Genomic DNA, 26,655 nt, shown 5'->3' with positions numbered 1-26,655 from the left:
GTGGGTTTGTTCCCTCAGGCCAGGCTCACCAGGTCGGCGTAGTCGTCGTTCCAGAGGTCCTCGTCGCCGTCGGGCAGCAGCAGCACCCGGTCCGGCTCGAGCGCGCGTACGGCGCCCTCGTCGTGGGTGACCAGGATGATCGCACCCTCGTAGGTGCGGATCGCGGCCAGCACCTCCTCGCGGGAGGCGGGGTCGAGGTTGTTGGTGGGCTCGTCGAGCAGCAGCACGTTGGCGCTGGAGACGACCAGGCTCGCCAGCGCGAGGCGCGTCTTCTCGCCGCCCGACAGCACCCCCGCGGACTTGTGGGCGTCGTCGCCGGAGAAGAGGAACGAGCCGAGCACGCTGCGCGTCTCGCTGTCGGTGAGCTGGGGCGCTGCGGTCTGCATGTTCTCGAGCACGGTGCGGTCGGTGTCGAGGGTCTCGTGCTCCTGGGCGTAGTAGCCGAGCTTGAGCCCGTGGCCGGCCACGACCCGGCCGGTGTCGGGCTTGTCGACGCCCGCGAGGATCCGCAGCATGGTGGTCTTGCCCGCGCCGTTGAGCCCGAGGATCACCACCCGGCTGCCCTTGTCGATGGCCAGGTCGACGTCGGTGAAGACCTCCAGCGAGCCGTAGGACTTCGACAGTTCCTCGGCGGTGAGCGGGGTCTTGCCGCACGGCGCAGGCGCGGGGAACTTGATCCGCGCCACCTTGTCGGCCGCCCGCTCGCCCTCGAGGCCGGCCATCATCTTCTCCGCGCGCTTGAGCATCGACTGCGCGGCGGTGGCCTTGCTGGCCTTGGCCCGCATCTTGTTGGCCTGGTCGGTCAGCGTCTTGGCCTTCGACTCGGCGTTGGCGCGCTCGCGCTTGCGGCGCCGCTCGTCGGTCTCGCGCTGGGTGAGGTAGGCCTTCCAGCCCATGTTGTAGACGTCGATGACGCCGCGGTTGGCGTCGAGGTGCAGCACCTTGTTGACGGTGGTCTCGAGCAGGTCGTTGTCGTGGCTGATCACGATCAGACCGCCGCGGTGGGCCCGGAGGAACTCGCGCAGCCAGACTATCGAGTCGGCGTCGAGGTGGTTGGTGGGCTCGTCGAGCAGCAGGGTCTCGGCGCCGGAGAACAGGATGCGGGCCAGCTCGACGCGACGCCGCTGGCCGCCCGACAGGGTCTTCAGGGGCTGCGCCAGCACCCGCTCCTCGATGCCCAGGCTCTGCGCGATCTGGGCGGCCTCGGACTCCGCGGCGTAGCCGCCACCCGCGTGCAGCTCGGAGTCGGCGCGGGAGTAGCGACGCATGGCCCGCTCGCTCACCGTGGGGTCGTCGCTGGCCATGTCGGCCTCGGCCTCACGCATCCGGCGTACGACGTCGTCCAGGCCGCGGGCCGACAGGATGCGGTCGCGGGCCAGCACCTCGGGGTCGCCGATGCGCGGGTCCTGGGGCAGGTAGCCGACCTCGCCGGTGGCGTGGACGGAGCCCGAGGCCGGCTGGGCCTCGCCGGCGAGGATCTTGGTGAGGGTCGTCTTGCCGGCTCCGTTGCGGCCTACCAGGCCGACCTTGTCTCCGGGAGCGACGCGGAAGCTCACGCCCTCCATCAGGAGACGTGCACCTGCGCGCACCTCGAGTTGTTGGGCGGTGATCATCAGGATGGTTAGTGTACGGAGCGGCAGCGGCCGACGACGACTCGGCGGCGGACATCAGGAAGGACGCACCCATGCGCTTCAACCCCAAGGCCCGCCTCGACACCAGCCGCGTCAGGGACAGCGGCCGTGGCGGCGGCCTGGGTGGTGGCTCGGCGGGCATCCCGATCCCGGGCGGCACGATGGCCGGTGGCGGCATCGGCACACTCATCGTGATCGTGCTGATCTTCGTGCTCAGCCAGTGCATGGGCGGGGGCGTGGGTCTTCCCACGGGCGGCGGCCAGGCGCAGGGCGGCACCGACACCAGCCGCATGGACGACTCGGAGCGCTACGCGAACTGCAAGACCGGCGCCGACGCCGAGGGCGACGTCGACTGCGCCCGCATCGGCGTGGAGAACTCGCTGTACTCCTACTGGAGCCAGGAGACGCCCGAGCTGGGCGCGGAGTTCACGCCGGCCCAGATGCGGACGTTCAGCGGGGCGGTCAGCACCGGGTGCGGCCAGGCGAGCAGCCAGGTCGGGCCGTTCTACTGCCCGGCCGACCAGACGATCTACCTCGACACCACGTTCTTCGACGACGTGCTGGAGAGCCAGCTCGGCGGACAGGGCGGGGAGTTCGTGGAGCCCTACGTCATCGGCCACGAGTACGGCCACCACATCCAGAACCTGCTCGGCATCATGGGGCAGGTCCGGACCCAGAAGGGCCCCGAGTCCGACGCCGTGCGCCTCGAGCTGCAGGCCGACTGCTTCGCCGGGGTCTGGACCCGGGCAGCGACCGGCACGGCCGACGAGAGCGGCGTGAAGATCTTCGCGGAGGTCAACGAGCAGGACATCACCGAGGCGCTTGACTCCGCGAAGGCCGTCGGCGACGACCGCATCCAACAGCGCTCCGGCGGCGGCGTGAACCCCGAGGGCTGGACCCACGGCTCGTCCGAGCAGCGGATGCGCTGGTTCAACGCCGGCTACGAGTCCGGCGACCCCAGCGCGTGCGACACCTTCAACGCGACTGAGCTGTGACGAAGGTCTGACCGACCTCTAACGGGCCTCAGCCCAGCAGCGCCTCGACGTGCGGGACGAGGCGCTGGAGCGACCGGAGGTACGGCGCCACGCTGGGGTGCCTGAGCTTGCCCGCCAGCGCGCCCTCACCGGGCGCCACGCGGGCCAGCGCCCACTCCGCGCGGGTCAGGGCGGTGTAGACGGCGGTGACGCGAGCGCCCAGCAGCACGTCCTCGGGGTCGGCGACCGACTCCGGCAGGCCGATGAGGTAGGCGTCCAGCAGCGGCTCGAGGTCCTCCCGGGCGGTCAGCGAGAGGTAGCCGAGGTCGCCGCCGACGTGCCCGAAGCCCAGGGTCGCCCAGTCGATGGCCACGACATGGTCGCCGTCGCGGCCGGGCAGGTTGTCGGAGGCGGGGTCGCCGTGCTGCGGCACCTGGGGCAGCGCGTCGACGCGCTGCAGGTGCGACTCGCGCTTGCGCCACAGGTGGTCGGCGGCATCGGCGACCGGGGTGCGCGCCAGGGTCGGCCACCCGCCACGTCGCTCGACCCGCAGCAGGCGGTGACGCAGCTGGTCCCTGCTCATGAAGCGGGTGCGTGGCACGTCGGAGCCCGCGAAGCGGCCCATCCCGATGGCCCGGAAGGGCCCGCTCGTCGCGGCGTCCTCCACCCACTCGCGGGTCAGGGTCACCCCGTGCTCGTCCTCCTCGACGGCCGCCACCGCGCAGCGCAGGCCGACGGTGTGCTGCACGATCCCGGTGTCGTGGACGTCGGCCTCCCGCCGCCAGTAGGCGAAGTGCGTCGGGTCCAGCATCTCGGCGGGATCGTGGGCGTCCGGCCGGCGCAGCCGCTTGATGACGACCGGCCGGTCCCCCAGCGCGGCACGCCACACACCCACCGTGGCCGCGCCCGTGCCCGGCGTCAGTGCCCGCCAGTCCGGCTGCGGCTCCCACATGACCGGGACGCTAGCGCAGGTCACGCCTCCGGAAGCCCCATTGACCTCCGAACGAGAGCAGCGTGGCGACCAACAGGAGCCCCAGGAGCGGCGTCCACCGGAAGTCCTCGACCGGCGTCAGCGCCAGGTGCTGGAACGGCGAGACGTCCTGCACCCACGTGGGCAGGTCGAGCAGCGGTCCGAAGAAGAGCACCGCCACGGCGAACCCGAGGGCCAGCCAGCCGAGCGTCGCGGCGCGCGGCAGCACGCCGTACAGGAGCCGGGTGAACGCCGCGAGCACCAGCACCGGCGCGACCATCGGCAGCGTCGCGAGCGTGAAGCGGCCCACGGCTCCGGCGTCGTCGGCGCTGAGGGCGTAGCCGGTGCCGAGGCCCAGCCCGGCCGCGAGCACGACCGCCACCGTGCCGAGCACGGTCATGGTGACGTGGGCTGCCAGCCAGGCGCGGCGGGTGAGCGCCGTGGCCAGGAGTCCCTCGACCCTCCCGTCGTCCTCCTCGGTGCGTGGCCGGAGCGCCGACGAGACGGCGAAGCCCGCACAGATGAGGCCGAGCATGACGATCGACGTGGCGTAGAAGCCGTCGACCAGGTCGCCTCCCCCGCGCACGAACACGTCGGTCGTGGCCCCGCTGTCACCCAGCATGTCGCCGACGTCGGTGCCGAGCGAGCCGTAGGCCAGGCCGGCGACCGCCATCCCGAGCGTCCAGCCGACGACCGAGCCGCGGTGCTGGTGCCAGGCCAGGCCGAGCGGGGTCGTGAGCGCGCCGGACCCACGGGCCGGACCAGGCCGCACGCCCAGCACGCCGGAGCCGTAGTCGCGCCGCGCGAAGACGGCGTACGACGCGGCACCGGTGAGCAGCGCCAGCGTCACGAGCAGCGCGATCGGCCACCAGCGCAGGCCAGAGAAGGCGTGCATGCCTTGGTACCACCCGATCGGCGAGATCCAGGTGAGCAGCGGGGAGCCGACGTCGCCGATGGCGCGCAGCAGGTAGGCCGCACCGACCACCGCACCGGTCAGGCCGTACATCGCGCGGACTCCCGAGGTCAGCTGGGCCGCCACCATCGCGATGCCGGTGAACGCCCAGCCGGTCGCCGTCAGTCCCAGGCCCAGCGCCCAGGAGTCGGCCCCGGCGAGCGGCACGGCGACGAGGCTGAGCGCGACGCAGGCGCCCACGAGCAGGCTGGCGAGTGCGCTGACCACCGCGGCGGCGGCCAGGGGCGCCGTACGCCCCACAGCGGCCGCGCGCAGCAGCTCGTCACGGCCGCTCTCCTCCTCGGCGCGGGTGTGCCGGCCGACGAGGAACATGCACATCAAGGCGATGCAGATGGCGCCGAACGCGCTGGCCTGCCAGGTGACCTGCCCGCCGACGGTGTTGAGGGCTCGGGCGGGGCCCGCCATCGCGACCAGCGCGGGGTTGTCGTCCATGCTCGCCGCGGCCCGGTCGAACTCGGCCTGCGTGGCGTAGAGGCCCTTCACGCTGGCGGCCTGCGAGTAGTAGAGCACCGTGATGCCGAGCGTCCACCACACCAGCAGCCAGCGGTCCCGCCGCAGGTAGGCGCGGACCAGCTGACCGAGCCCGGTCACGACGCCGCCCGCTCACCGTCGCTGTCGTCGCCCACGGCGGCGATGTCGTCGCCGTAGTGGCGCAGGAACAGCTCCTCGAGCGTCGGCGGTGACGCGGTGAGGCTGCGGATCCCGGCCTGCTGGAGCGCGTCGAGGGCCCCGTCGAGCGCTGCGGTGTCCACCTCGAACGACGCCCGCCGGCCCTCCACGACGACGTCATGAACCCCGGGCAGGCTCGCCAGCCCCTCCGGGGGCCGGGCCGTCTCGGCCATGATCGAGGTCCGGGTGAGGTGGCGCAGCTCGCCGAGCGTGCCTGTCTCGACGCAGCGGCCGGCGCGGATGATGCTCACCCGGTCGCAGAGGCGCTCGACCTCGGCCAGGATGTGGCTGGACAGCAGCACGGTGTGGCCGGCGTCGCGGAAGTCGTCGACGCACGACTGGAAGACCGACTCCATGATCGGGTCGAGGCCGCTCGTCGGCTCGTCGAGCACGAGCAGGTCGACGTCGCTGGCCAGCGCCGCGATCAGGGCCACCTTCTGCCGGTTGCCCTTGGAGTAGCTGCGCCCCTTCTTCGTAGGGTCGAGCTCGAAGCGCTCCACCAGGTCGGCCCGGCGGGCCTCGTCGAGGCCGCCGCGCAGCCTCCCGAGCAGGTCGATGACCTCGCCGCCGGTGAGGGTGGGCCACAGGTTGACGTCGCCGGGCACGTAGGCCAGCCGCCGGTGCAGCTCGGCGGCGTCGCGCCACGGGTCGCCGCCCAGGAGGCGTACGTCGCCGGCGTCCTTGCGCAGCAGGCCGAGCAGGACGCGGATGGTCGTGGACTTGCCCGCCCCGTTGGGGCCGAGGAAGCCGTGGACCTCGCCGGGCGCGACCGAGAGGACGAGGCCGTCGAGGGCGCGGAAGGATCCGTAGCTCTTGATCAGGCCCGTCACCTCGATGACGGGCTCGGTGTCATGGCTGCTCACGTCTACCACCATACACATCTTTCAGGATTTACTAAATCTTGTGTAGGGTGACCACATGCCACGAGATCCCGCGGAGCAGTTCATCGAGCGGATGGGGGGGGCCCTCACGAACGCCGGCCTCCCGCGCCTGCCCTCGCGCGTCTTCGCCGCGCTCTGCGTCGACGAGGACGGCCGGATGACCGCCGCGGAGCTCGGCGAGACGCTCGAGGTGAGCCCAGCAGCCGTCTCGGGCGCGGTGAAGTTCCTCGCGCAGATCCACTTCGTCCATCGCGAGCGCGAGCGGGGCTCGCGCCGTGACGTGTACGTCGTCGACGACGACGCCCTGCACAGCGCACTCCTGTCGAAGGACACGCTGTACGCCCCGATGTTCGTGGCGCTCGACGACGCCGTCGACGGCCTCGAAGCCGGCTCCGATGCGCGACACAGGCTGATGCTGATGCGCGAGTTCCTCGCCTTCGTCGACACCGAGATGACCTCGATGGCCACCCGCTGGGAGAAGCGCCGCGGGCAGATCGAGCGTGAGCTCAGGCGTTCGTGACCTCGAGGACGATCGAGGCGGCGTCGACGATCGCCTGGTCGAGCACGGCTCGCTTCGGGTCCGGGACGGGCAGCCACGGCCCCACGACGGCGAGCCGGCCCAGCCGGCGGTCGGAGAGCACCTCCTCGACCGCGGCATGGTCTCCCCCGGTGACCGCGAGCGGGACCCCGGTCAGGATGCTGGCGGCGTGCTCGGCGGCCGCCTCGTAGGCCTGACGAGCCTGGTTGTCGCGCCGCCGGGCGAACCGCTGCTGGCTCTGTCCACCGGCCTTGGTGCGCCCCTGCACGTGCCGCTGGCCGATCTTGTGCTCGACCATCGCGTCACCCGCCATCCGGGCCACGGCGAACCCTCCCTTGCGCACCAGCAGCACGCCCCACAGGGCCGGAGCCTCGGCCGCGGCCAGGAAGGCGGCAACCTCGGCCTCACCGTCGTACGCCGTGGCGAAGGGCAGGCGGGCGGTGAAGGTCGAGCCGTCGACCGCGACACCGGCCAGCCCGCCGTCCGCGACCGTGAGCGCGGTGTCGCCGTGGCGCGTCCCGAAGTTCTCGACCCAGCGCGCGAGCCGGGATGGAGCGAGCAGGAGGGTGGCCACGCAGCGAGGCTAGCGAGCCACGGAACCACCTCGGCCCGGCGCCCGTCGGAGCACCATGCGTCGTCTCCTGATCGTGCCCCTCCTTCTCGCGCTGGCCGGGTGCGGCACGGCTACCGTGGCCGGCCCGGGACCGGGTGACGACTCCTCAGCCGTGGCCTCCCCCGAGATGGGCGTGCGCCTCCCCCCGCTGCAGCGAGCGTCGTCGTACTCGATCGACGCGCCACCCGAGTTCCACGTGGTCACCGCCGGCGGCGAGCAGCTCGACCTGAAGCCGTGGACGGCGTGCGCCGGCACCGGCTGCTACGACGGTGCACCCGACGACGACGCCCTGCCCGACGTGGGCGGTGCGGCGGCCGTGACCTTCGGCTTCGACCTGCCTGGATGGGACTTCGAGAGCGTGACGTTCCGCGAGCTCGACGTCGCGTGTCCGCGCCGGATCACGGTGGCGGCCGAGAAGCTCGGTCCTCGCACGTTCCGGATCGACCCGGCGGGGCCGGCGGGGCTGTGGGCCGTGGACATCTTCGGCCGCGGCCGCGAGGGCGGCGACGCCGTCACGACGATCCAGTGGCGTACGCCGTCCGACGGTCGGCTCCCGGTACGTGCGCGGGGCAGCGCCGCGGTGCTCGCCGACCACGACGGTGAGCTCGACAGCTACGGCGTCGAGGTCTACCTGCGCGACCTGGACCGGGTCTACTCCCCCGCCTCCGTCGCCATCACGGTCACCGGCTCCACGGGTCGCTCGGTCGACCTGCAGGCCCGCCGCGGCAAGAGCTGTCTGAGCGCGGGCGACCTGATGTTCCGGGCCGGCGACGACGTCGGCCGAAGCGCGATCGACGTCGGCCCGGGTCCGTTCACGTACACGGTGCGCGTCGAGCTCGGCGCGACGACGTACGTCGGCACCGGGACCTGGCCGGACGGCGAGACCGGGGACATGGCGCCCCACGTGCCCCTCACCTGGGACCCGCCGCTACCGGTCTACGCGGGCTGAGACGTCAGCGGTGCGTGAGCTCGACCAGGTCACGCACCACGGCGGAGAGCTCGCCCGTCTCGGCCATCACCGCGCGCTGCCGGTCGGCCGCCGTACCGTCCCGGAGGAGCCTGGCCACCACACCCTCCACGCGCTCGGTGTCGCCCATCGCGTCGAGGGCCGGGCGCACGTGGCCGAGGAGCGCGCCCACCACCTCGGCTGCCGGGCGGGGCCTGCCCGTGAAGACGTCGACCAGGTCGCCGAGGAGGCCGGCGCGGCCGGCCCGCCAGGTGGCCAGACCGATCATCGTCGTCGAGACGGCCGGGGCCGGCGTGCCGGCACGCCAGTCGGCTGCGGCCGTGCTCACGAGACCTCTGACGAGCGCGGCGACCATCACGGTCACCTCACGGTCCGGGCAGACGTCGGCGACGCGCACCTCGACCGTGGGGTAGCTGCGGGAGAGCCGGGCGTCGAAGTAGACCATGCCCTCGTCGAGCACGGTGCCGGTCGCGACCATCGCGTGAACCGCGCCCCGGTAGGTCTCCGCGGACCCGAACACCTCGGTCGGGCCGGCCGACGGCCAGCGCCGCCACACCTGCGACCGGAAGCTGGCGTAGCCCGTGTCGAGCCCCTGCCAGTAGGGCGAGTTGGCCGACAGCGCGACGAGCACCGGGAGCCAGCCCCGGATCCGGTCCAGCACCGCCACGCCCTCCTCGTCGGACTCGACGGAGACGTGCACGTGGCAGCCGCAGACGAGCTGCTCCGCCTGGGTCAGCCCGAACTCCTCCGCCATCCGTCGATAGCGCGGCGACGACGTGGTCTCGGGTACGACGGGCACCGGCGAGGTCGCGAGCGCGACCGCCCGACAGCCGGCGACGCCTGCCGCCTCGTCGGCCCGCCGGCGCCACGTCGCCAGCTCGTCGGACAGCTCCGAGAGGGTGCGGCACGGCCGGGTGCCGGTCTCCAGCTGCTGGAGCATCAGCTCGCCCACGACGGCGCCGGTGACCTCGTCGTCGGTGTGGCCGTCCTGGGCGCCCTCGTCGGGCGTCTCGATGCCGCTCAGTGCCGCGACAGCGACGGCGCGCGGCTTCCCGCTCTCGTCGACGACCAGCAGCTCCTCTTCCACCCCGACCGTCCGCACCAGCACGTCCTCACCGGCTGCGGCGGCCGGGTCACCCGGCCTGATAGACGACCCTGAAGCGCTCGAGGACGACCGGCATGTCCGGACTGAAGCCCCGCTCGGGAGCGGCGACCTCGGTGAAGTAGCGCTCGTGGACGTCGCGCCACTGGGCCAGGGTGCGATCGCCCTCGCCCTCGAGGAACGCGTGCTCCTCGGTCACCTCGTCGAACGGCACCACCGAGACGTCGGTGGCCTCGACCAGGGCCCGGGGGTGGCCGGCCCCATCGAGCAGGATGCTGAGCGTGCCGCGCTCCGGCATCTGCTCGTCCTCGTCGAACTCCCACAGCGCACTCGCCGTCGCGGTCTTGGTGCCGTCCAGGACCAGCGCCAGCAGCTCGTCGGCGTGCTCCGGGGTGGCGCCGAAGGACCAGGCCGGGGGCGGCACGACCTCGAGGGTCGTCGGCCCGAAGTACGACGGCGCGCTGTTGAGCTTGGCGTGGAAACGGGCCAGCTCCCAGAACGCCTCGACGGGGGTCTTCACGGGCCCGAGCCTAGCCATCGATCGGCTCAGACGTTGAAGCCCAGGGCGCGCAGCTGCTCGCGACCGTCGGGCGTGATCTTGTCGGGACCCCACGGCGGCATCCAGACCCAGTTGATGGCCACGTCGTTGACGAGGCCCTCCAGGGCCTGGTTGGTCTGGTCCATGATCACGTCGGTCAGCGGACAGGCGGCCGAGGTCAGGGTCATGTCGAGGACCACGTTGCTGCCCTCGTCCAGGTGCACGTCGTAGACGAGGCCGAGGTCGACGACGTTGATGCCGAGCTCGGGGTCGACGACGTCCTTCATCGCCTCGGTCACGTCGTCGATCGAGACCGTCGAGACCGCTCCGCTCGCCTCCGGCACGTCGGGCAGGTCGCTGTGGTCGATGCTTGCTTCAGACATGTGAGTCCTCCTGGGCTTGGGCGGTGGCGTCTTTCCAGGCCATCCATGAGAGTAGGGCGCACTTCACGCGCGCCGGGAACTTCGCGACTCCGGCGAAGGCGATGCCGTCCTCGAGCACGTCCTCGTCGGGCTCCACCTGGCCCTTGCCCTGCATCAGGGTCAGGAAGCTCTGGTGGATCTCCATCGCCTCGTCCACCGGCTTGCCGATGACCAGGTCGGCCATCACCGAGGCCGACGCCTGGGAGATGGAGCAGCCGACCGCGTCGTACGACACGTCGGCGACGGTGCCGTCGGTGACGTGCACCCGCAGGGTCACCTCGTCACCGCAGGTCGGGTTGACGTGGTGCACCTCGGCCTCGAACGGGTCGCGCAGGCCCGCATGGTGCGGATGCTTGTAGTGGTCCAGGATGATCTCCTGGTAGAGCGAGTCGAGCTCGGCAGACATCAGCTCACCTTGAAGTAGTCGCGGGTGTAGTGCAGGCCCTCGACGAGCGCGTCGATCTCGGCGGGAGTCGTGTAGAGGTACGACGACATCCGCACCGAGCTCTGCACGCCGTAGCGGGCGTGGGCCGGCTTGGCACAGTGGTGACCGGCACGAACGGCGATGCCGCGGGTGTCGAGCACCGTCGCCACGTCGTGGGGATGCACGCCCTCGAGCTCGAACGCGATGGCGCCGCCACGCTGGGCGGGGTCGAGCGGACCGAGGACCGTCAGCCCCGGCACGGTGGCCAGACCGTCGAGGGCGTACCCGGTGACGGCCTGCTCGTGCCGGTGGATGGCCTCCATGCCGACGTGGTCGAGGTAGTCGACCGCCGCGCCCAGGCCCACCGCCTCGACGATGGGCGGCGTACCGGCCTCGAACTTGTGCGGAATCCCGGCGTACGTCGAGCCCGCCATCCGCACGGTCTCGATCATCTCGCCGCCACCCAGGAACGGCGGCAGCGCCTCGAGCGCCTCGCGCCGTCCCCACAGGACGCCGATGCCGGTCGGGCCGACCACCTTGTGGCCGGTGAAGGCCAGGAAGTCGGGGCGCGACTCGGCGTCGAACGACTGCAGGTCGACGGGCAGCTGCGGGGCCGCCTGCGACGCGTCGACCACGACCAGCGCGCCCACCTCGTGGGCCCGCCGGGTGATCTCGGCGACCGGGTTGATCGTGCCGAGCATGTTCGACACCCAGGTCAGGGAGACCACCTTGGTGCGCTCGGTGAGGAGGTCGTCGATGTTGGAGAGATCGAGGTGGCCGTCGTCGGTCAGCCCAAACCAGCGCAGCGTCGCGCCGGTGCGCTCGGTGACCAGCTGCCACGGCACGATGTTGGAGTGGTGCTCCATCTCGGTGATGACGACCTCGTCGCCCTCGCCGAGCTGGTACGGACCCTTCCAGGCCAGCGTGTTCGCCACCAGGTTGAGCGCCTCCGAGGCGTTCTTGGTGAAGATCACCTCGTCGCGCGACGGCGCCTTGATGAAGTCGGCGACCCGGTCGCGCGCCGACTCGAAGGCGGCGGTCGCCTCGGCACCCAGCACGTGCATCGCCCGCGCGATGTTGGCGTTGTGGTGCTCGAGGTGGTCGACCATGGTGTCGATCACGACCTGCGGCTTCTGGGAGGTGTTCGCGCTGTCCAGGTAGACCAGCGGAACCCCTCCGGGGAGGCTGCGATCGAGGATCGGGAAGTCCTTGCGGATCACGTCCAGCTCAGGGAGCAGTCCCTCGATCATCTTCCGATCCTTTCTCGGCGTTGTGAGAAGTGGTGCTGGGTAAGGCGGAGGAGCGAAGGCGGCCTTTGAGCGGAGCGGGCCGTCGAGTGACGACAACGCAGCCCAGTGCCGCTTATCGCAGCGCCGATGTGTACTTGTCGTAGCCCTCGGCCTCAAGCTGGTCGGCCAGCTCGGGGCCGCCCTGCTCGGCGATCTTGCCGTCGACGAAGACGTGCACGAAGTCGGGCTTGATGTAGCGCAGCACGCGTGTGTAGTGGGTGATCAGCAGGACACCCTTGTCGCCCTTGCCGGCGAAGCGGTTGACGCCCTCGGAGACCACCTTGAGCGCGTCAATGTCCAGGCCGGAGTCGGTCTCGTCGAGGACGGCGACCTTCGGGTCGAGCAGCTCGAGCTGGGCGATCTCGTGGCGCTTCTTCTCACCGCCGGAGAAGCCCTCGTTGACGGAGCGGGAGGCGAAGCTGGGGTCGAGGTCGAGCTTCTCGAGCGTGCCGTTCACGTCCTTGACCCAGGTCCGCAGCTTGGGAGCCTCGCCGTCGATGGCGGTCTTGGCGGTGCGCAGGAAGTTCGACACCGAGACGCCCGGGACCTCGACGGGGTACTGCATGGCGAGGAACAGGCCGGCGCGCGCCCGCTCGTCGACGGACATGCTCAGCACGTCCTCGCCGTCGAGGGTGACGGTGCCGCCGGTGACGGTGTACTTGGGGTGGCCGGCGATCGAGTAGGCCAGCGTGGACTTGCCCGAGCCGTTGGGGCCCATGATCGCGTGCGTCTCGCCGTCCTTGATGGTCAGCGTGACGCCCTTCAGGATCTCCTTGGGGCCGTCCTCGGTATCGACCGAGACGTGCAGGTCGGTGATCTCCAGGGTGCTCATGCGGGTGTCACTCCATTCAGGGTGGACTGGATGTCGACGAAGACGTCGCTGGTGCCGTCTGGATTGGCGCGCACGTCGACGGGGAAGGTGGCCACCGGCTCGGTGGCGGGCAGGCCGGTGGGCTTGCCGGTGCGGAGGTCGAAGCGCGAGCCGTGCAGCCAGCACTCGACGGTGCAGTCCCCGCCGATCTCCGAGGAGACCTCGCCCTCCGAGAGGGCGACTGCAGCATGGCTGCACATGTCCTCGATCGCGAAGACCTCCTCGCCGTGCCGGGCGACGGCGACGTCCTGACCGGCGACCGTCACGCCCAGGGCCTCGTCCTCGCGCAGGTCGGCGAGCGCGCAGGCTCGTTCGAAGGCCATCAGATGAGCGTCTTTCCGGTGACGTTCTTCGAGAGCTCGGCCTCGACGGTGGTCACCAGCCGCTCCTCGATCTCGGGCACGCCGATCTTGCGGATCAGGTCGTTGAAGAAGCCGTGCACGACGAGTCGGCGCGCCTCCTTCTCGTCGATGCCGCGAGAGCGCAGGTAGAACAGCTGGTTGTCGTCGAAGCGACCGGTCGCCGACGCGTGGCCGGCACCCTCGATCTCGCCCGTCTCGATCTCCAGGTTGGGCACCGAGTCGGCCTGGCAGCCGTCGGTGAGCACCAGGTTGCGGTTCTCCTCGAAGGTCTCGATCCCCTCGGCCACCTTGCGGATCAGCACGTTGCCGACCCACACCGTGTGCGCCTTCGCGCCCTGGAGCGCGCCCTTGTAGGACACGTTGCTCTTGGTGCGCGGCGCGTTGTGGTCGGCGAAGAGGCGGTGCTCGATGTGCTGCCCGGCGTCGGCGAAGTAGAGGCCGAGCAGCTCCGCGGAGCCGCCGGGGCCGCCGTACGTCACGTTGGCGTCCATGCGCACCACGTCGCCGCCGAAGGAGATCGCGGCGTGCTTGTAGGACGCGTCGCGACCCACGACCGCCTGCGTGTGGGTGAGGTGGACGGCGTCGTCGGCCCAGTCCTGGATCGACACGACGGTCACCTGCGCGCCGTCGCCGACCTGCACCTCCACGACCTGCGCCAGCGCGGCGCTGCCGGTGTGGTTGAGCACGACGGTGGCCCGCGAGTGCCGGCCGAAGCGCAGCGCGACGTGCCCGGCCTCGGTGTTGGTGGCGTCGCTGCCGACGAGCTGCACCACCACGGGCTCGGAGATGTCGGCCTCGGCGGGTACGTCGACCAGCAGCGTCGCCGGCACCTCGGCCAGCACCCGGGCGCTGAAGCGGCTGTTGGGCACGAGGCCGCTGATGCCGCGCAGGGCTCGCGCCTCGTCGCCGTCGACCGCCGCCACCCGGACGCCCGCGGGGGTGTTCCAGGTGCTCGCGACGGTGGTGGGGTTGAACGCGGCGTCGGCATGCAGGTCGTGCAGCCGCTTCAGCGGAGTGAAGCGCCAGATCTCCTCGCGTCCGTTCGGCACCTGGTGGTCGGAGACGTCGAAGGACCCCTCCGGGTGCAGGTGCGACTCCACGGCCGACGGCTGGGCCATCTCCAGGGAGTCGCGGACGCTCTCAACAGTGGCCGTCATCCGACAGCACCCTCCATCTGCAGTTCGATCAGTCGGTTGAGCTCCAGGGCGTACTCCATCGGCAGCTCCTTGGCGATCGGCTCGACGAAGCCGCGCACGATCATCGCCATCGCCTCGTCCTGCTCCATGCCCCGTGACATGAGGTAGAAGAGCTGGTCGTCGGAGACCTTCGAGACGCTCGCCTCGTGGCCCATGGACACGTCGTCCTCGCGGATGTCGACGTAGGGGTAGGTGTCGCTGCGGCTGATCTGGTCGACCAGCAGCGCGTCGCACAGCACGTTGGACTTCGAGCCGTGCGCGCCCTCGTTGATCTGGATCAGCCCGCGGTACGACGTCCGGCCACCGCCGCGCGCGACGGACTTGGACAGGATGGAGCTGGACGTGTTGGGCGCCGCGTGCACCATCTTGGCGCCGGCGTCCTGGTGCTGGCCCTCGCCCGCGAACGCGATCGAGAGCGTCTCGCCCTTGGCGTGCTCGCCCATCAGGTAGATGGCGGGGTACTTCATCGTCACCTTCGAGCCGATGTTGCCGTCGACCCACTCCATGGTGGCGCCGGCCTCACAGGTGGCCCGCTTGGTGACGAGGTTGTAGACGTTGTTCGACCAGTTCTGGATGGTCGTGTAGCGGCACCGGCCACCCTTCTTCACGATGATCTCCACGACCGCGGAGTGCAGCGAGTCGGAGGAGTAGATCGGGGCCGTGCAGCCCTCGACGTAGTGCACGTAGGCGTCCTCGTCGACGATGATCAGCGTCCGCTCGAACTGGCCCATGTTCTCGGTGTTGATACGGAAGTAGGCCTGCAGCGGGATGTCGACGTGCACGCCCTTCGGCACGTAGATGAACGAGCCACCCGACCATACCGAGGTGTTCAGCGCGGCGAACTTGTTGTCGCCGACCGGGATGACGGTGCCGAAGTACTCCTGGAAGAGCTCGGGCTGCTCACGCAGCGCGGTGTCGGTGTCGAGGAAGAGGACGCCCTGCTCCTCGAGGTCCTCACGGATCGAGTGGTAGACGACCTCGGACTCGTACTGGGCCGCGACGCCGGCGACGAGGCGCTGCTTCTCGGCCTCGGGGATGCCGAGCTTGTCGTAGGTGTTCTTGATGTCCTCGGGCAGGTCCTCCCACGAGGTGGCCTGCTTCTCGCTGGACCGGACGAAGTACTTGATGTTGTCGAAGTCGATCGTCGACAGGTCCGAGCCCCACGTCGGCATCGGCTTGCGGTGGAAGAGCTTGAGGCCCTTCAGGCGCAGGTCGAGCATCCACTGCGGCTCGTTCTTCTTGCTGGAGATGTCACGGACGACGTCCTCGTTGAGACCGCGCTTCGCCGTGGCGCCGGCGTCGTCGCTGTCGGCCCAGCCGAACTGGTAGCGGCCGATGCCCTTCAGTTCGGGGTTGAGCTCTTCGATGGAGGTCATCGCTTCTCCTTGTCGGTGGAAACACTCGGGATGCAGGTCGTGCACACGCCGTCGCCGTGGGCGATCGTGGCGAGCCGCTGCACGTGGGTGCCGAGCACGCGGCCGATGGCCTCGGTCTCGGCCTCGCACAGCTGGGGGAACTCGTGGGCGACGTGGGACACCGGGCAGTGCTGCTGGCACAGCTGCTCCCCCGCTGCCTGGCCCACGACGGGGAACTGACGGATGGTGGCGGCGTAGCCGCCGGTGGTGAGGACCTGCGCCAGCGCCTGGGCCGGCGACAGGTCGGGCTGCTCGGCGAGCAGCAGCTCGCAGTCGCGCTCGATGAAGGCCACCCGGCGACGGGCGAACTCCATCACGCCTTCGTCGCCCGAGGTCTCGGCGACGTAGCGCAGCGCCGCGACCGCCAGGTCGTCGTACTGCTGGTCGAACTCGTCGCGGCCCGCGTCGGTCAGGGCGAACACCTTGGCCGGACGGCCGCGGCCGCGGGCGCCGTAGACCCGCTGCTCGGCGGCGGTGACCGCGCCCTGCTCGACGAGGTGGTCGAGGTGGCGTCGAACGGCGGCCGGAGTCAGGTCCAGGCGCTCGGCGAGCGCCGCCGCCGTGGAGGGTCCGTTGTCCAGGATCGAGCGCGCGACGCGCTGGCGCGTCGGCTCGTCCTGGTGTCCCTCCACGAATTCCACAACATCAGTGTGCCGTTAATGATTCCGGTGGTTCAAGCAAGGTGACCCTTACTCGGTCAGGTCATGGTGCGGCGCTGGAAGGCGCGCAGGGCCAGCGGCGCCAGCACGGCGGTCAGCCCGATGGTCCAGATCAGGGTCGTCAGCACCGGGTGCTGCAGCGGCAGGGCCGCGCTGTCGGGAGCCGGACCGGTGTTCCCCCACAGCTCACGCACGGCCTGGACCAGGGAGGAGATGGGGTTCCACTCGGCGATCGTGCGCAGCACCGCGGGCATGTTCTCCGTGGGGGCGAACGTGTTGGCGAGGAACGTGATCGGGAACATGGTCGCGAACATCAGCCCGTTGACCGCCTCGACCGACCGCATCGCCGAGCCGACGAGGATGCCCAGCCAGATCATCGCGAAGCCCCACAGCAGCAGCAGGACGTAGGCGAGGACGGCGTCGAGGACGCTGCCGCGGATGCGCCAGCCGACGACCAGGCCCGTCAGCGACATGATCACGATGCCGATGCTGGAGTGCATAAGGCTCGAGATGCTGCGGCCGACCAGCACGGCGGCGGGGTTGATGGGCAGCGAGCGCATCCGGTCGACGATGCCCTTGTCGATGTCGGCGGTGAGCCCGACCGCCACGATGAACGACGCGAAGGCGATCGTCTGGCCCATGATCCCGCCCATCAGCCACTCCCGGTAGCCCTCGGGCGAGCCCTCGACGGCGATCGAGCCGCCGAAGACGAAGGCGAACAGGAGCACGAACATCACCGGCTGGATGGTGACGTCGAGCAGCATCTCGGGCATCCGCTTGATGTGGATGAGGTTGCGGCGCGTGATGGTCAGCGACTGCCTCAGGAGGCCGGTGTCGCGGATCTCGGGGCGCTCGATCTGGGCGGTCACGAGGCGACCTCCTCGGTCTGGTCGGTCGGCTCCTCGGCGCGGTGGCCGGTGAGGCGCAGGAAGACGTCGTCGAGACTCGGCCGCTTGAGACCGAGGTCGTCGAGGTCGATGTCGCTGTCGTCGAAGATGCCCGCGATGCGCGTCATCGCGCGCAGGCCGTCGGCCGGGGCGGTGAGCTGGCGGGCGCCCTGGTCGATGTGCACCTCGTCGACCACCTGACGCAGCAGCGCTTCCGCGCGGGGCAGGTCGGCTGCCTCCGAGACGGTCACCACCACGGCCGACTGGCCGGACCGGTTCTTCAGCTCGAACGCCGTGCCCTGCTCGATGACCTGGCCGCGGTCGATCACCACGATCTGGTCGGCGAGCTGGTCTGCCTCCTCGAGGTACTGCGTGGTGAGCAGCAAGGTGGTGCCCTCCCGCACCAGCCCGCGCAGGACGTCCCACAGCTCGACCCGGCTGCGGGGGTCGAGCCCCGTGGTCGGCTCGTCGAGGAACAGCACCGGCGGGATCGCCACCAGGCTCACCGCGAGGTCGAGCCGGCGCCGCATGCCGCCGGAGTACGTCTTCACGATCCGGTCGCCGGCATCGGCGAGCGAGAAGCGCTCGAGCAGGTCGTCGCTCGCCCGCTTGATGTAGGTCGGAGACAGGCCGTAGAGGCCGCCGATGAGGCGGATGTTCTCACGCCCGGTGAGCAGCTCGTCGACGGTCGCGGCCTGGCCCGTGAGACCCATGCTGCGGCGCACGGCGCGGGGATCCTCCAGGACGTCGTGACCGGCGACGCGGGCCGTGCCGCTGGTCGGGCGGGAGAGCGTGGTCATCATCCGGACGGTCGTCGTCTTGCCGGCGCCGTTGGGCCCCAGGAGGCCCAGCACGGTGCCTTCGGGCACGGAGAAGCTGACCCCGTCGACAGCCACCTTGTCGTCGAAGTGCTTCACGAGGTTGTCGGCCTCGATGGCCGGTGTGGACGTCATGCCCGGAGCGTAGGCGTGGCCACCGACATTCCGGAACGGCTATTCGCCGTCCATCCGCGCTGTCGCGGCGCTCGACCCGAGCGCGGTCGCGCGACGTCGCGACCCTAGACTCGACGCGTGCCCGGCCCCCCGTCCGACCTCGCCGTCAGTGTCGACGGACTGGTGATGCGGTACGCCGACAAGGTGGCCGTCGACGGCCTGAGCCTGGGCGTCGAGCGGGGCACCATCACGGCGGTGCTCGGCCCCAACGGGGCGGGCAAGACCACGACGCTGGAGACCTGCGAGGGCTACCGCACGCCGCAGCAGGGCAGCGTGCGGGTCCTCGGGCTGGACCCGCAGCGCGACCGCCGAGAGCTGCTTCCCCGACTCGGCGTGATGCTGCAGGGCGCCGGCGCCTGGTCGGGCGCCCGGGCGATGGAGATGCTCGAGCACATCGCCCGGCTGCACGCCCATCCGCTCGACGTCGACGTGCTGGCCGAGCGCCTCGGGCTCGGCGACTGCGGCCGGACGCCGTACCGGAGGCTCTCGGGCGGGCAGCAGCAGCGGCTCGGGCTGGCGATGGCGGTCGTGGGGCGACCCGAGCTCGTCTTCGTCGACGAACCGACCGCCGGCATGGACCCGCACGCGCGGCGCGCCACCTGGGAGCTGCTCACCGACCTCCGGGAGGCCGGGGCGACCGTGGTGCTGACCACCCACCTGATGGACGAGGCCGAGCGCCTCGCCGACCGGATCCACATCATCGACCACGGCCGGCTGCTCGTGTCGGGCACGCCGTTGGAGCTGACCCGGGGCGGCGGCAGCGCCACCATCAGACTGGTGGTGACCAGGCCCTTCCCAGAGGGTGCGCCCGAGTCGCTCGGCACCGCGCTCGGACCGCTCGCCGTCGTCACCCAGCTCGACGAGGTGAGCCTGGTGGTCACCGGGCCGGCCGACTCGACCACCCTCGGCATCGTGTCGCGCTGGTGCGAGGAGCACGACGTGCTGCCCGAGTCGCTGACGCTCGGCCAGCGCAACCTCGAGGACGTCTTCGTCGAGCTCACCGGGCGGGGGCTGCGCCCGTGAGTCTCGATCTCTCCCCCGCACCAGGCGCCGCCCCCCTGGGCCGGCAGGTGCTCTCGCAGGCCCGCATGGAGTCGCGGCTGATGCTGCGCAACGGCGAGCAGCTCCTGCTGGCCGTCGTCATCCCGCTCCTGGTGCTGGTGGGTGGGGTGCTGGCGGTCGACCGGGTGGGACTCGACCTCGACCAGCGGCCCATCGACGTGCTGACCCCGGGCGTGCTCGCGCTGGCGATCATGTCCACCGCGTTCACCTCGCTGGCGATCGCCACCGGCTTCGAGCGCAGGTACGGCGTCATCAAGCGCCTCGGCGCCTCCCCGCTCCCCCGGCACGGCCTGCTCCTGGGCAAGATCGCTGCCCTGCTGGTGGTCGAGGCGCTCCAGGTGGTGCTGATCGTGCTGGTCGCCTGGTTCCTCGGCTGGCAGCCCTCGTCGGCAGGCCTCGTCGAGGTCGTCGCACCCGCCGCGCTGGCGATGCTCCTCGGCACGGCCGCCTTCGCCTCCCTCGGGCTCTTCGTCGCCGGCGTGCTGCGGGCCGAGGCCACCCTGGCGGCCGCCAACCTCGTCTACCTGCTGCTGATGGCCGGCGGCGCGGTGGTCATCCCCGCGACGTCGTACGGCGCGTTCGGCGAGGTCGCCGAGTGGCTGCCCAGCGGCACCCTGGGCGAAGCCCTCCGCGGGGCGCTGATCGACGGCTCCTTCGACGGCCGGGCGATGATCGTGCTGCTCGCCTGGGCCGCCGTCGGGACCGTCCTGACCGCCACGACCTTCTCCTGGGAGTGAGAGTGTCCATCCTGACCACAGCCACGACCCGACGACTGACGGAGCCGCTGGGCAGGTTCCTGTGGCCGCTGGCCGTCACCAACCTGGTGGTCAACGTCGTCATCGTCATGACCGGCGGCGCGGTGCGGCTGACCGACTCCGGCCTCGGGTGCCCGACCTGGCCGCGGTGCACCGAGGAGTCCTACGTCGCGCACGGCGCGCTCGGCGTCCACGGGGCCATCGAGTTCGGCAACCGGATGCTGACCTGGGTGCTGGTCGCCGTGGCCGGCCTCTGCCTGCTGGCGGCGCTCGGCGCCGGCCATCGCCTGGCGGTGCGCTACTCGCTCGTGGTGGCGCTCGGCGTACCCGCCCAAGGGGTCATCGGCGGCATCACGGTGCTCACCGAGCTGAACCCGTGGGTCGTCTCGCTCCACCTGCTCGTGTCGATGGCGCTCATCGGCGTGTGCGTGGTGCTGGTCGACGCGCTACGCGGCCCCGCCCGCACCGCGGCCGCCGCGCGCACCACCCGGCTCGGCTGGCTCGTGTTCGGCGTGGCGTGGGTCGTGCTCTACCTCGGGACCGTAGTCACCGGCAGCGGTCCGCACAGCGGCGACGCGGACTCGCGGCGCACGGGCCTCGATCCGCAGGTGATGTCGCACGTGCACGCGGTCGCCGTCTACGTCCTGGTCGCCCTCACCGTCGGGCTGCTCGTCCTGGCCCGCCGCCTCGGCGACCACCGGGTGGCGCGCGCTGCGGGACTGCTGCTGGGGGTCGAGCTGGCCCAGGGAGTCGTCGGCTTCGTGCAGTACGTCAACGACCTGCCCGAGGCAGTCGTGGCGCTCCACATGCTCGGTGCCGCCGTTCTCTCTGCGAGCGTGACGTGGGTCGCTGCGGCCTGTCGGCCGCATCCCGGTCGCTGAAGAACGAGCCACCCTGCGACGTCGCCTCGACCGGGGCCGGCGGCGGACTCGACGACAGCGCGAACACGTACGGCGCACAGACGGACTCCCCCCAGGACCGGACCAGCCGGTGCGGCGGAGTGGCGCCGTCCGCGTCAGCGACGTCGCTGAGGTAGAGGTGCTTGTGGGCGTCCCCGTGCTCACCCAGGAGGGCATGGACGCGCCGCAGGTCGAGGACGTTGCTGCCGTCGATGCGGAAGGGCTGGCGGCCGTAGGGCCAGACGGGGGTGCCTGCCGGCGTCCGCGGCGTGGAGTCGAAGGTGTGCAGGCCCAGCATGTCGAAGGGCCGGCTCACCACGGACTCGTCGAACGCCTGGTAGAGCCCGCTCAGGAAGACCAGGTCGTTGCGGCGGAGGCTGCCTGAGATGACCACGACGTCCGGGTCGATGCGCTTCACCACGGGATAGGAGGCGTAGAGCAGGGCGGCGTACGCCCGTGGGTCGGGGCCGGTCGGCCACGAGGCCGGCGAGTTCGGCTCGTCCCAGATCTCGACGTAGTCGACCCGGCCGCGCACGTGGGTCATCAGGTCCGACACGAAGGCCGCCCAGGCAGCCAGCTCCGCATCGGTCACGGGGGGGCGGGACGAGCCGGGCGTCGCGCTGCCGTCCTGCTCCGCCCAGGCCGGCATGCCGAGCAGCCTCAGCCGCACCCGCTGTCCCGCGGCGCGGGCGAGCTCGATGGTGCGGTCGAGCGCGGTCCACTTGTACGGCCGGGAGGGCGTCGGTCGAAGGGCGGGCCACGAGGCGGTCGCTGACACGATCGAGGAACCGGCTCGCACCCCCGCGTCCAGCTGGCGCTGGACGTCGGTCCAGTCGCCGTCGACGCCCTGGTCGTACGCCGGCCCCGGGCGGGCGCCGGTCGGCACGCAGCCGCCGCGGTCGTTCGACGCGACCGTCCCCATCCGCTCGATCCGGTCGCTCGCCAGCACCGACGCGAGGGCGACCGCGAGCGTCCCCACCCCGGCCACGAGCAGCAGCCACGGACGACGAGCGCGCAGCGTCCCCCGCTGCTTGGATGAGTCGGCGCCCTGGCGGCTGGTCACCACGAGCCCCGGACGCCGTCGGTGACCGAGGCGGCGTTGCGGGTCCGGCGATGCGGCGCGACGGCGCACCGCGCGGCGCTCGCCGCCGTGCTACTGGACCTAGCGAGGGTGTCCGAGGCCGACCCGTGGAGCGGTCGACCCGGGGCGGTCACGAAGCGACCGTGCCCCGGGTCGCCTGCTCCGGCCGGGGTCGTGCGTCGTCGTGGCCGGACGGGTGCAGCACCAGGTGGTTCTCCGCGCGTACTCGTTGCCACTCGGTGACCAGCGTCCGGAGCACGCGCAGCCCGTCGGGGACGGCGTGGAGGTTGCTGAGCCCCCGGGGCAGGGGCCGCTCGACGCTCGGCACCTCCGCGATGGCGGCGCCGGCGACCGCGAAGCGGTAGTTGATGACGGTCTCGATCTCGAAGCCGTCGCTCCAGACCCTGGCGTCGTGGCGTGACGCCGGTCGGTTGCGGTCCGGCAGGCCCAGTACCGGCATCAGGTCGGCCCAGAACGCGCTGAAGCCGTAGCAGAGGTCGCTGAGCTCCTTGCCGTGCACGCGGTTGACGAGCCGGTTGAGGACGGCGTTGCCCAGTCGGCGGATGCGGGTGACGCCGTGGCTGCCACTCCCCGCGCGGAAGCGCGTGCCCTTGGCGAGGTCCGCTCCGTCGACCAGGGCGTGGACCAGGCGCGGGATCTCGTCGGGGTCGGCGCCACCGTCGGCGTCGAGGATCACCACGACGTCGCCCGTCACCTCGGCGAACCCGGCGGCCAGGGCGCCGCCCCGGCCCTCGCGCCCCTGCCTGATCACCCGGATGTCGGGCCTCAGGCGTCGTGCTGTGGACACGGTGGCGTCGACGGAGCCGCCGTCGACCAGGATCACTTCGTGCACTGCTGGCAAGGCCGGCAGCACCAGCTCTAGGTGGCGCGCCTCATTGAGCGCGGGCACCACGACGCTGACTCGCGGAACGGCTGGGCGCGCCACTGTGGCGACCCCCCCGGCCTCGATCCGCTCGCTCGTCACGGACATCTGAACCCCCCCGGATTCTTTTCGATCTTGTGAACTTGTGGTTCCTGCAGGTGTTGACCTTCTGGGTCGATCGCCTGTGTTGCTTGTGTTCGGTGTCGCGTCCGATCCCCGAGCGAGGAGCGCAACCACCCGTCAACGACGGCACACGTCCGGGGTTACGGCGGCAGCCCAAAAAGGTGTGCCCACACGTGTGCCCAGAAAATGTGTGCGCACACAAGTGTGCCGAGATGGTCGGCCGCCCGGCGACCCGGGGTCAGCGGGTGAGCAGCGGGTCGAGCGCGACGGCGACGAAGAGCAGCGACAGATAGAGGTTGGAGCTGTGGAACAGCCGCATCGGCGCGATCACCGACAGGCTCTCCGACGACTTGGCCCTCCCCCACATGCGGTGCGCCTCGACCAGGAACACGGCGCCGAGCACGGCCGCCGCGACGGGGTAGAACGGGCCGGTGCCGGCCACCGGCCACAGCACCAGCGAGGTCGCGACCATCACCCAGCTGTAGATCACGATCTGGCGCCCGACCTCACGGGCCGGTGCCACGACGGGGAGCATCGGGACCGACACGTTGGCGTAGTCCTCGCGGTAGCGCAGGGCGAGCGCCCACGTGTGCGGCGGGGTCCAGAAGAAGACCACCAGGAACAGCACGACGGGAGTCCAGGCCAGCTCGCCGGTGACGGCAGTCCAGCCGATCAGCGCCGGGAAGCAGCCCGCCAGCCCGCCCCAGACGATGTTCTGGGTGGTGCGCCGCTTGAGCAGCATCGTGTAGACGAGCACGTAGAAGGCGTTCGCCAGCACCGACAGGGTGGCCGAGAGCGGGTTGACCCACACCGCCAGGATCACCGTGCTCAGCACCCCCAGCGTCAGCGCGAAGACGAGCGCCGCCCGGGGCGAGACCACGTGCCGCGGCAGCGCCCTTCGTCGGGTGCGCCGCATCTGCTCGTCGATGTCTCGGTCGTAGACGCAGTTCAGGGCGGAGGCGGAGCCGGCACTCAGGGTGCCGCCGACGACGGTGGCCACGACCAGTCCGAGCGCAGGCACGCCGCGGGCCGCGAAGAACATCACCGGGACGGTCGTCAGCAGCAGCAGCTCGATGACCCGTGGCTTGGTGAGGCCGACGTACGCCGCGAGGACGTCCTTGAACGTGACCGAGGGGCCTCCGGAGCTGCCCTCGACCCCTCCACCCTCGTCGCCCGAGGGCGTGGCCGAGGAGGCCGACTGGCCGAGGTAGGTCACGTGGGTCCTCACAGACAACGGGGAGCGGTGGGCGCGAGTCGAGTCTAAACCCGGGCGTGAGTAGGCTCGTCCTCGACGTGCTTCCTCCCCCTCCGTGAAGGAATTCCCGTGACCCGCAACTCGTCACAGCTGGACTGGACAGAACTCGACCAGAAGGCCGTCGACACGGTCCGCGTGCTGGCGATGGACGCCGTTCAGAAGGTCGGAAACGGCCATCCCGGCACGGCCATGAGCCTGGCCCCGGTCGCCTACCTGCTGTTCCAGAAGGTGATGCGACACAACCCCGCCGACCCGCACTGGCCCGGTCGTGACCGGTTCGTGCTCTCGTGCGGCCACTCCTCGCTCACCCTCTACCTGCAGCTGTTCCTGGGCGGCTGGGGGCTCGAGCTCGACGACATCAAGGCGCTGCGCACCTGGGGCAGCAAGACGCCCGGCCACCCGGAGTACGGCCACACGGCCGGCGTCGAGACCACCACCGGCCCGCTCGGCCAGGGCATCGGCAACGCGGTCGGCATGGCGATGGCCGCCCGCCGCGAGCGCGGCATGCTCGACCCCAACGCGGCCGAGGGCACGTCGCCGTTCGACCACCACATCTACGCCCTGTGCAGCGACGGCGACATCGAGGAGGGCGTGAGCTCCGAGGCCTCCGCCCTCGCCGCCGTCCAGCGGCTCGGCAACCTGACCCTCATCTACGACGCCAACCGGATCTCGATCGAGGACAACACCGACATCGCGCTCGCCGAGGACGTTGCCGCGCGCTACGAGGCCTACGGCTGGCACGTGCAGACGGTCGACTGGACCAACGACGACACCCGCTACGCCGAGGACGTCCCGGCGCTGCACGACGCGATCCTCAAGGCCGAGGAGGTCACCGACCGGCCCAGCTTCATCGTGCTCCGCACGATCATCGCCTGGCCGGCCCCGAACGCGCAGAACACCGGCAAGTCCCACGGGTCCGCTCTCGGGGCCGACGAGGTCGCGGCGACCAAGAAGGTGCTCGGCTTCGACCCGGAGCAGACCTTCGAGGTGCCGGCGGGCGTGCTGGAGCACACCCGCGAGGCCGTCACCCGCGGCAAGGCGGCCCAGGCCGAGTGGGTGGAGTCCTACAAGCACTGGACCACCAAGCCCTCGGCCGACGTCGCCCTCTTCGACCGGATGCAGACCCGCACCCTGCCCGACGGCTGGGCCGACTCCCTGCCGGCCTTCGAGCCGGACGCGAAGGGCATCGCGACCCGGGTGGCGTCCGGCAAGACGATCAACGCGATCGCGCCCGCCGTGCCCGAGCTGTGGGGCGGCTCGGCCGACCTGGCCGGATCCAACAACACCACGATCGACAACGTGCCGTCGTTCATGCCCAAGGACCGCTCGACCAAGATGTTCCAGGGCGACCCCTACGCCGGGCGGGTGCTGCACTTCGGCATCCGCGAGCACGCCATGGGCGCGATCATGAACGGCATCGCGGCGCACGGCGGCACCCGCGTCTTCGGCGGCACCTTCCTCACCTTCTCCGACTACATGCGGCCCTCGGTGCGGCTGGCCGCGATCATGGGCCTGCCGGTCACCTACGTCTGGACCCACGACTCCATCGGGCTGGGTGAGGACGGCCCGACCCACCAGCCCATCGAGCACCTGGCCGCGCTGCGCGCGATCCCCGGCCTCGACGTCGTCCGTCCGGGAGACGCCAACGAGACGGCCGCCTGCTGGCAGGCGGTGCTCGAGCGCACCGACCGGCCGGCCGGACTGTGCCTGAGCCGGCAGAACATGCCGGTCTTCCCGCGCGGAGAGGACGGCTACTCCGACACGAGCAACGTGCACCGCGGTGCGTACGTGCTGCTCGACACCGACGGCGTACCCGACGTCGTACTCATCGGCACCGGCTCGGAGCTCCAGCTCGCCGTCGAGGCGCGGGAGCTGCTCGCGGCCGACGGGGTGCAGGCGCGGGTCGTGTCGATGCCGTGCCGCGAGTGGTACGACGACCAAGAGACGTCCTACCGCGAGACCGTCATCCCGCCCGGAGTGAAGGCCCGCGTCAGCGTGGAGGCCGGGATCGCGCAGGGCTGGCGCGAGGTCGTCGGCGACCACGGCCGGATCGTCTCGATCGAGCACTACGGAGCCTCGGCCGAGTACCAGCGCATCTACACGGAGTTCGGCGTCACGGCAGAGGCCGTCGCCAACGCCGCCCGCGACTCCATCTCGGCGGTGTCCGGCTGACCCAGCACCACCCGTCGCACCCATTGTTCGTCAACACGATCCGGGAGGATTC

The 26,655-nt window shown here is 71.2% G+C and carries 27 protein-coding genes; 7 read left to right on the top strand and 20 right to left on the bottom strand.

Features of this window, described 5'->3' with window-relative positions; genetic code table 11:
* Window positions 1–14: 14 nt before the first annotated feature.
* Complete coding sequence (locus ACP7BP_RS09855) at window positions 15–1,613, bottom strand: ABC-F family ATP-binding cassette domain-containing protein (RefSeq protein WP_426244417.1); 1,599 nt, start codon at window positions 1,611–1,613, stop codon at window positions 15–17.
* Between the two features lie 11 nt (window positions 1,614–1,624).
* Between ACP7BP_RS09855 and ypfJ the strand changes: the two genes are divergently transcribed.
* A complete protein-coding gene (gene ypfJ / locus ACP7BP_RS09850; RefSeq protein ID WP_426244416.1) occupies window positions 1,625–2,626 on the top strand; it encodes a KPN_02809 family neutral zinc metallopeptidase in 1,002 nt (333 codons plus the stop codon).
* 28 nt (window positions 2,627–2,654) lie between these two features.
* Here ypfJ and ACP7BP_RS09845 read toward each other — a convergent pair whose 3' ends face one another.
* From ACP7BP_RS09845 to ACP7BP_RS09835, 3 genes are read right to left on the bottom strand one after another with little or no spacing between them, the layout of a single operon-like run.
* On the bottom strand, window positions 2,655–3,557 hold the full coding sequence (locus ACP7BP_RS09845; RefSeq protein WP_426244415.1) for a phosphotransferase: 903 nt from the start codon (window positions 3,555–3,557) through the stop codon (window positions 2,655–2,657).
* Window positions 3,558–3,567: 10 nt separating this feature from the next.
* Entirely contained in the window at window positions 3,568–5,139 is a 1,572-nt protein-coding gene (locus ACP7BP_RS09840; protein WP_426244414.1) for an ABC transporter permease, read from the bottom strand.
* Window positions 5,136–6,080, bottom strand: a complete 945-nt coding sequence (locus ACP7BP_RS09835; RefSeq protein WP_426244413.1) for an ATP-binding cassette domain-containing protein — start codon at window positions 6,078–6,080, stop codon at window positions 5,136–5,138. Before ACP7BP_RS09835 ends, ACP7BP_RS09840 begins: the two co-directional genes overlap by 4 nt.
* 55 nt (window positions 6,081–6,135) lie before the next feature.
* Between ACP7BP_RS09835 and ACP7BP_RS09830 the strand changes: the two genes are divergently transcribed.
* Complete coding sequence (locus ACP7BP_RS09830; RefSeq protein ID WP_426244412.1) at window positions 6,136–6,618, top strand: GbsR/MarR family transcriptional regulator; 483 nt, start codon at window positions 6,136–6,138, stop codon at window positions 6,616–6,618.
* Here the strand turns inward: ACP7BP_RS09830 and ACP7BP_RS09825 are convergent.
* On the bottom strand, window positions 6,605–7,210 hold the full coding sequence (locus ACP7BP_RS09825) for an acVLRF1 family peptidyl-tRNA hydrolase (protein ID WP_426244411.1): 606 nt from the start codon (window positions 7,208–7,210) through the stop codon (window positions 6,605–6,607). The genes ACP7BP_RS09830 and ACP7BP_RS09825 overlap by 14 nt on opposite strands.
* A gap of 55 nt (window positions 7,211–7,265) precedes the next feature.
* Between ACP7BP_RS09825 and ACP7BP_RS09820 the strand changes: the two genes are divergently transcribed.
* Complete coding sequence (locus tag ACP7BP_RS09820) at window positions 7,266–8,198, top strand: hypothetical protein (protein WP_426244410.1); 933 nt, start codon at window positions 7,266–7,268, stop codon at window positions 8,196–8,198.
* A 4-nt stretch (window positions 8,199–8,202) separates the two neighbouring features.
* Here the strand turns inward: ACP7BP_RS09820 and ACP7BP_RS09815 are convergent, their stop codons facing one another.
* The 12 genes from ACP7BP_RS09815 to ACP7BP_RS09760 all read right to left on the bottom strand — a co-directional run bounded on the left by ACP7BP_RS09815 (window position 8,203) and on the right by ACP7BP_RS09760 (window position 18,334).
* Window positions 8,203–9,318 (bottom strand): carboxylate-amine ligase, encoded by a 1,116-nt coding sequence (locus ACP7BP_RS09815; RefSeq protein ID WP_426244409.1) that lies wholly within the window; start codon window positions 9,316–9,318, stop codon window positions 8,203–8,205.
* Window positions 9,319–9,349: 31 nt separating this feature from the next.
* A complete protein-coding gene (locus ACP7BP_RS09810; protein ID WP_426244408.1) occupies window positions 9,350–9,838 on the bottom strand; it encodes an ASCH domain-containing protein in 489 nt (162 codons plus the stop codon).
* Window positions 9,839–9,864: 26 nt separating this feature from the next.
* Entirely contained in the window at window positions 9,865–10,239 is a 375-nt protein-coding gene (locus ACP7BP_RS09805) for a metal-sulfur cluster assembly factor (protein ID WP_426244407.1), read from the bottom strand.
* Window positions 10,232–10,684, bottom strand: coding sequence for a Fe-S cluster assembly sulfur transfer protein SufU (sufU, locus tag ACP7BP_RS09800; protein WP_426244406.1), 453 nt, complete (start codon window positions 10,682–10,684; stop codon window positions 10,232–10,234). The genes ACP7BP_RS09805 and sufU overlap by 8 nt, the downstream gene beginning before the upstream one ends.
* Window positions 10,684–11,952, bottom strand: a complete 1,269-nt coding sequence (locus ACP7BP_RS09795) for a cysteine desulfurase (protein ID WP_426244405.1) — start codon at window positions 11,950–11,952, stop codon at window positions 10,684–10,686. The genes sufU and ACP7BP_RS09795 overlap by 1 nt, the downstream gene beginning before the upstream one ends.
* Before the next feature lie 112 nt (window positions 11,953–12,064).
* Window positions 12,065–12,823 carry a Fe-S cluster assembly ATPase SufC gene (sufC, locus tag ACP7BP_RS09790; RefSeq protein WP_426244404.1) on the bottom strand — a complete coding sequence of 253 codons (759 nt, stop codon included), beginning with the start codon at window positions 12,821–12,823 and terminating at the stop codon, window positions 12,065–12,067.
* Complete coding sequence (locus ACP7BP_RS09785) at window positions 12,820–13,185, bottom strand: non-heme iron oxygenase ferredoxin subunit (RefSeq protein WP_426244403.1); 366 nt, start codon at window positions 13,183–13,185, stop codon at window positions 12,820–12,822. Before ACP7BP_RS09785 ends, sufC begins: the two co-directional genes overlap by 4 nt.
* On the bottom strand, window positions 13,185–14,381 hold the full coding sequence (gene sufD / locus ACP7BP_RS09780; RefSeq protein WP_426244402.1) for a Fe-S cluster assembly protein SufD: 1,197 nt from the start codon (window positions 14,379–14,381) through the stop codon (window positions 13,185–13,187). Before sufD ends, ACP7BP_RS09785 begins: the two co-directional genes overlap by 1 nt.
* Entirely contained in the window at window positions 14,378–15,796 is a 1,419-nt protein-coding gene (gene sufB, locus ACP7BP_RS09775) for a Fe-S cluster assembly protein SufB (RefSeq protein ID WP_426244401.1), read from the bottom strand. The genes sufD and sufB overlap by 4 nt, the downstream gene beginning before the upstream one ends.
* Entirely contained in the window at window positions 15,793–16,476 is a 684-nt protein-coding gene (locus tag ACP7BP_RS09770) for a helix-turn-helix transcriptional regulator (protein ID WP_426244400.1), read from the bottom strand. Before ACP7BP_RS09770 ends, sufB begins: the two co-directional genes overlap by 4 nt.
* A 56-nt stretch (window positions 16,477–16,532) precedes the next feature.
* Complete coding sequence (locus tag ACP7BP_RS09765) at window positions 16,533–17,363, bottom strand: ABC transporter permease (protein ID WP_426244399.1); 831 nt, start codon at window positions 17,361–17,363, stop codon at window positions 16,533–16,535.
* Window positions 17,360–18,334 carry an ATP-binding cassette domain-containing protein gene (locus ACP7BP_RS09760; protein ID WP_426244398.1) on the bottom strand — a complete coding sequence of 325 codons (975 nt, stop codon included), beginning with the start codon at window positions 18,332–18,334 and terminating at the stop codon, window positions 17,360–17,362. The genes ACP7BP_RS09765 and ACP7BP_RS09760 overlap by 4 nt, the downstream gene beginning before the upstream one ends.
* A 117-nt stretch (window positions 18,335–18,451) precedes the next feature.
* Here ACP7BP_RS09760 and ACP7BP_RS09755 point away from each other — a divergent pair, with 117 nt between their 5' ends.
* From ACP7BP_RS09755 to ACP7BP_RS09745, 3 genes are read left to right on the top strand one after another with little or no spacing between them, the layout of a single operon-like run.
* A complete protein-coding gene (locus tag ACP7BP_RS09755; RefSeq protein WP_426244397.1) occupies window positions 18,452–19,396 on the top strand; it encodes an ABC transporter ATP-binding protein in 945 nt (314 codons plus the stop codon).
* Window positions 19,393–20,172 (top strand): ABC transporter permease, encoded by a 780-nt coding sequence (locus tag ACP7BP_RS09750; RefSeq protein ID WP_426244396.1) that lies wholly within the window; start codon window positions 19,393–19,395, stop codon window positions 20,170–20,172. Before ACP7BP_RS09755 ends, ACP7BP_RS09750 begins: the two co-directional genes overlap by 4 nt.
* Window positions 20,173–20,174: 2 nt before the next feature.
* Window positions 20,175–21,071 (top strand): COX15/CtaA family protein, encoded by an 897-nt coding sequence (locus ACP7BP_RS09745; protein WP_426244395.1) that lies wholly within the window; start codon window positions 20,175–20,177, stop codon window positions 21,069–21,071.
* Here the strand turns inward: ACP7BP_RS09745 and ACP7BP_RS09740 are convergent.
* The 3 genes from ACP7BP_RS09740 to ACP7BP_RS09730 form a co-directional block, all read right to left on the bottom strand.
* Window positions 20,962–22,152, bottom strand: a complete 1,191-nt coding sequence (locus ACP7BP_RS09740; protein ID WP_426244394.1) for a hypothetical protein — start codon at window positions 22,150–22,152, stop codon at window positions 20,962–20,964. The genes ACP7BP_RS09745 and ACP7BP_RS09740 overlap by 110 nt on opposite strands.
* A gap of 148 nt (window positions 22,153–22,300) precedes the next feature.
* Entirely contained in the window at window positions 22,301–23,116 is an 816-nt protein-coding gene (locus tag ACP7BP_RS09735; RefSeq protein ID WP_426244785.1) for a glycosyltransferase family 2 protein, read from the bottom strand.
* A 298-nt stretch (window positions 23,117–23,414) separates the two neighbouring features.
* Window positions 23,415–24,392, bottom strand: a complete 978-nt coding sequence (locus ACP7BP_RS09730; protein ID WP_426244393.1) for a heme o synthase — start codon at window positions 24,390–24,392, stop codon at window positions 23,415–23,417.
* A 183-nt stretch (window positions 24,393–24,575) separates the two neighbouring features.
* Here ACP7BP_RS09730 and tkt point away from each other — a divergent pair, with 183 nt between their 5' ends.
* Window positions 24,576–26,603, top strand: coding sequence for a transketolase (gene tkt, locus ACP7BP_RS09725; RefSeq protein WP_426244784.1), 2,028 nt, complete (start codon window positions 24,576–24,578; stop codon window positions 26,601–26,603).
* The last annotated feature ends 52 nt before the right edge of the window (window positions 26,604–26,655 follow it).

Source organism: Nocardioides sp. LHG3406-4, from assembly GCF_049897745.1.
Classification (GTDB): Bacteria; Actinomycetota; Actinomycetes; order Propionibacteriales; family Nocardioidaceae; genus Nocardioides.
This window is presented reverse-complemented; position numbering and strand designations above follow the sequence as displayed.

Bases quoted from the DNA above. Each gene is read 5' to 3' on its own strand.
- ACP7BP_RS09805 (WP_426244407.1), bottom strand. From the start codon at position 10,239: ATGTCTGAAGCAAGCATCGACCACAGCGACCTGCCCGACGTGCCGGAG.
- ACP7BP_RS09845 (WP_426244415.1), bottom strand. From the start codon at position 3,557: ATGTGGGAGCCGCAGCCGGACTGGCGGGCACTGACGCCGGGCACGGGC.
- sufC (WP_426244404.1), bottom strand. From the start codon at position 12,823: ATGAGCACCCTGGAGATCACCGACCTGCACGTCTCGGTCGATACCGAG.
- tkt (WP_426244784.1), top strand. From the start codon at position 24,576: ATGGACGCCGTTCAGAAGGTCGGAAACGGCCATCCCGGCACGGCCATG.
- ACP7BP_RS09785 (WP_426244403.1), bottom strand. From the start codon at position 13,185: ATGGCCTTCGAACGAGCCTGCGCGCTCGCCGACCTGCGCGAGGACGAG.
- ACP7BP_RS09855 (WP_426244417.1), bottom strand. From the start codon at position 1,613: ATGATCACCGCCCAACAACTCGAGGTGCGCGCAGGTGCACGTCTCCTG.
- ACP7BP_RS09830 (WP_426244412.1), top strand. From the start codon at position 6,136: ATGCCACGAGATCCCGCGGAGCAGTTCATCGAGCGGATGGGGGGGGCC.
- ACP7BP_RS09820 (WP_426244410.1), top strand. From the start codon at position 7,266: ATGCGTCGTCTCCTGATCGTGCCCCTCCTTCTCGCGCTGGCCGGGTGC.
- ACP7BP_RS09760 (WP_426244398.1), bottom strand. From the start codon at position 18,334: ATGACGTCCACACCGGCCATCGAGGCCGACAACCTCGTGAAGCACTTC.
- sufU (WP_426244406.1), bottom strand. From the start codon at position 10,684: ATGTCTGCCGAGCTCGACTCGCTCTACCAGGAGATCATCCTGGACCAC.
- sufD (WP_426244402.1), bottom strand. From the start codon at position 14,381: ATGACGGCCACTGTTGAGAGCGTCCGCGACTCCCTGGAGATGGCCCAG.
- ACP7BP_RS09795 (WP_426244405.1), bottom strand. From the start codon at position 11,952: ATGATCGAGGGACTGCTCCCTGAGCTGGACGTGATCCGCAAGGACTTC.
- sufB (WP_426244401.1), bottom strand. From the start codon at position 15,796: ATGACCTCCATCGAAGAGCTCAACCCCGAACTGAAGGGCATCGGCCGC.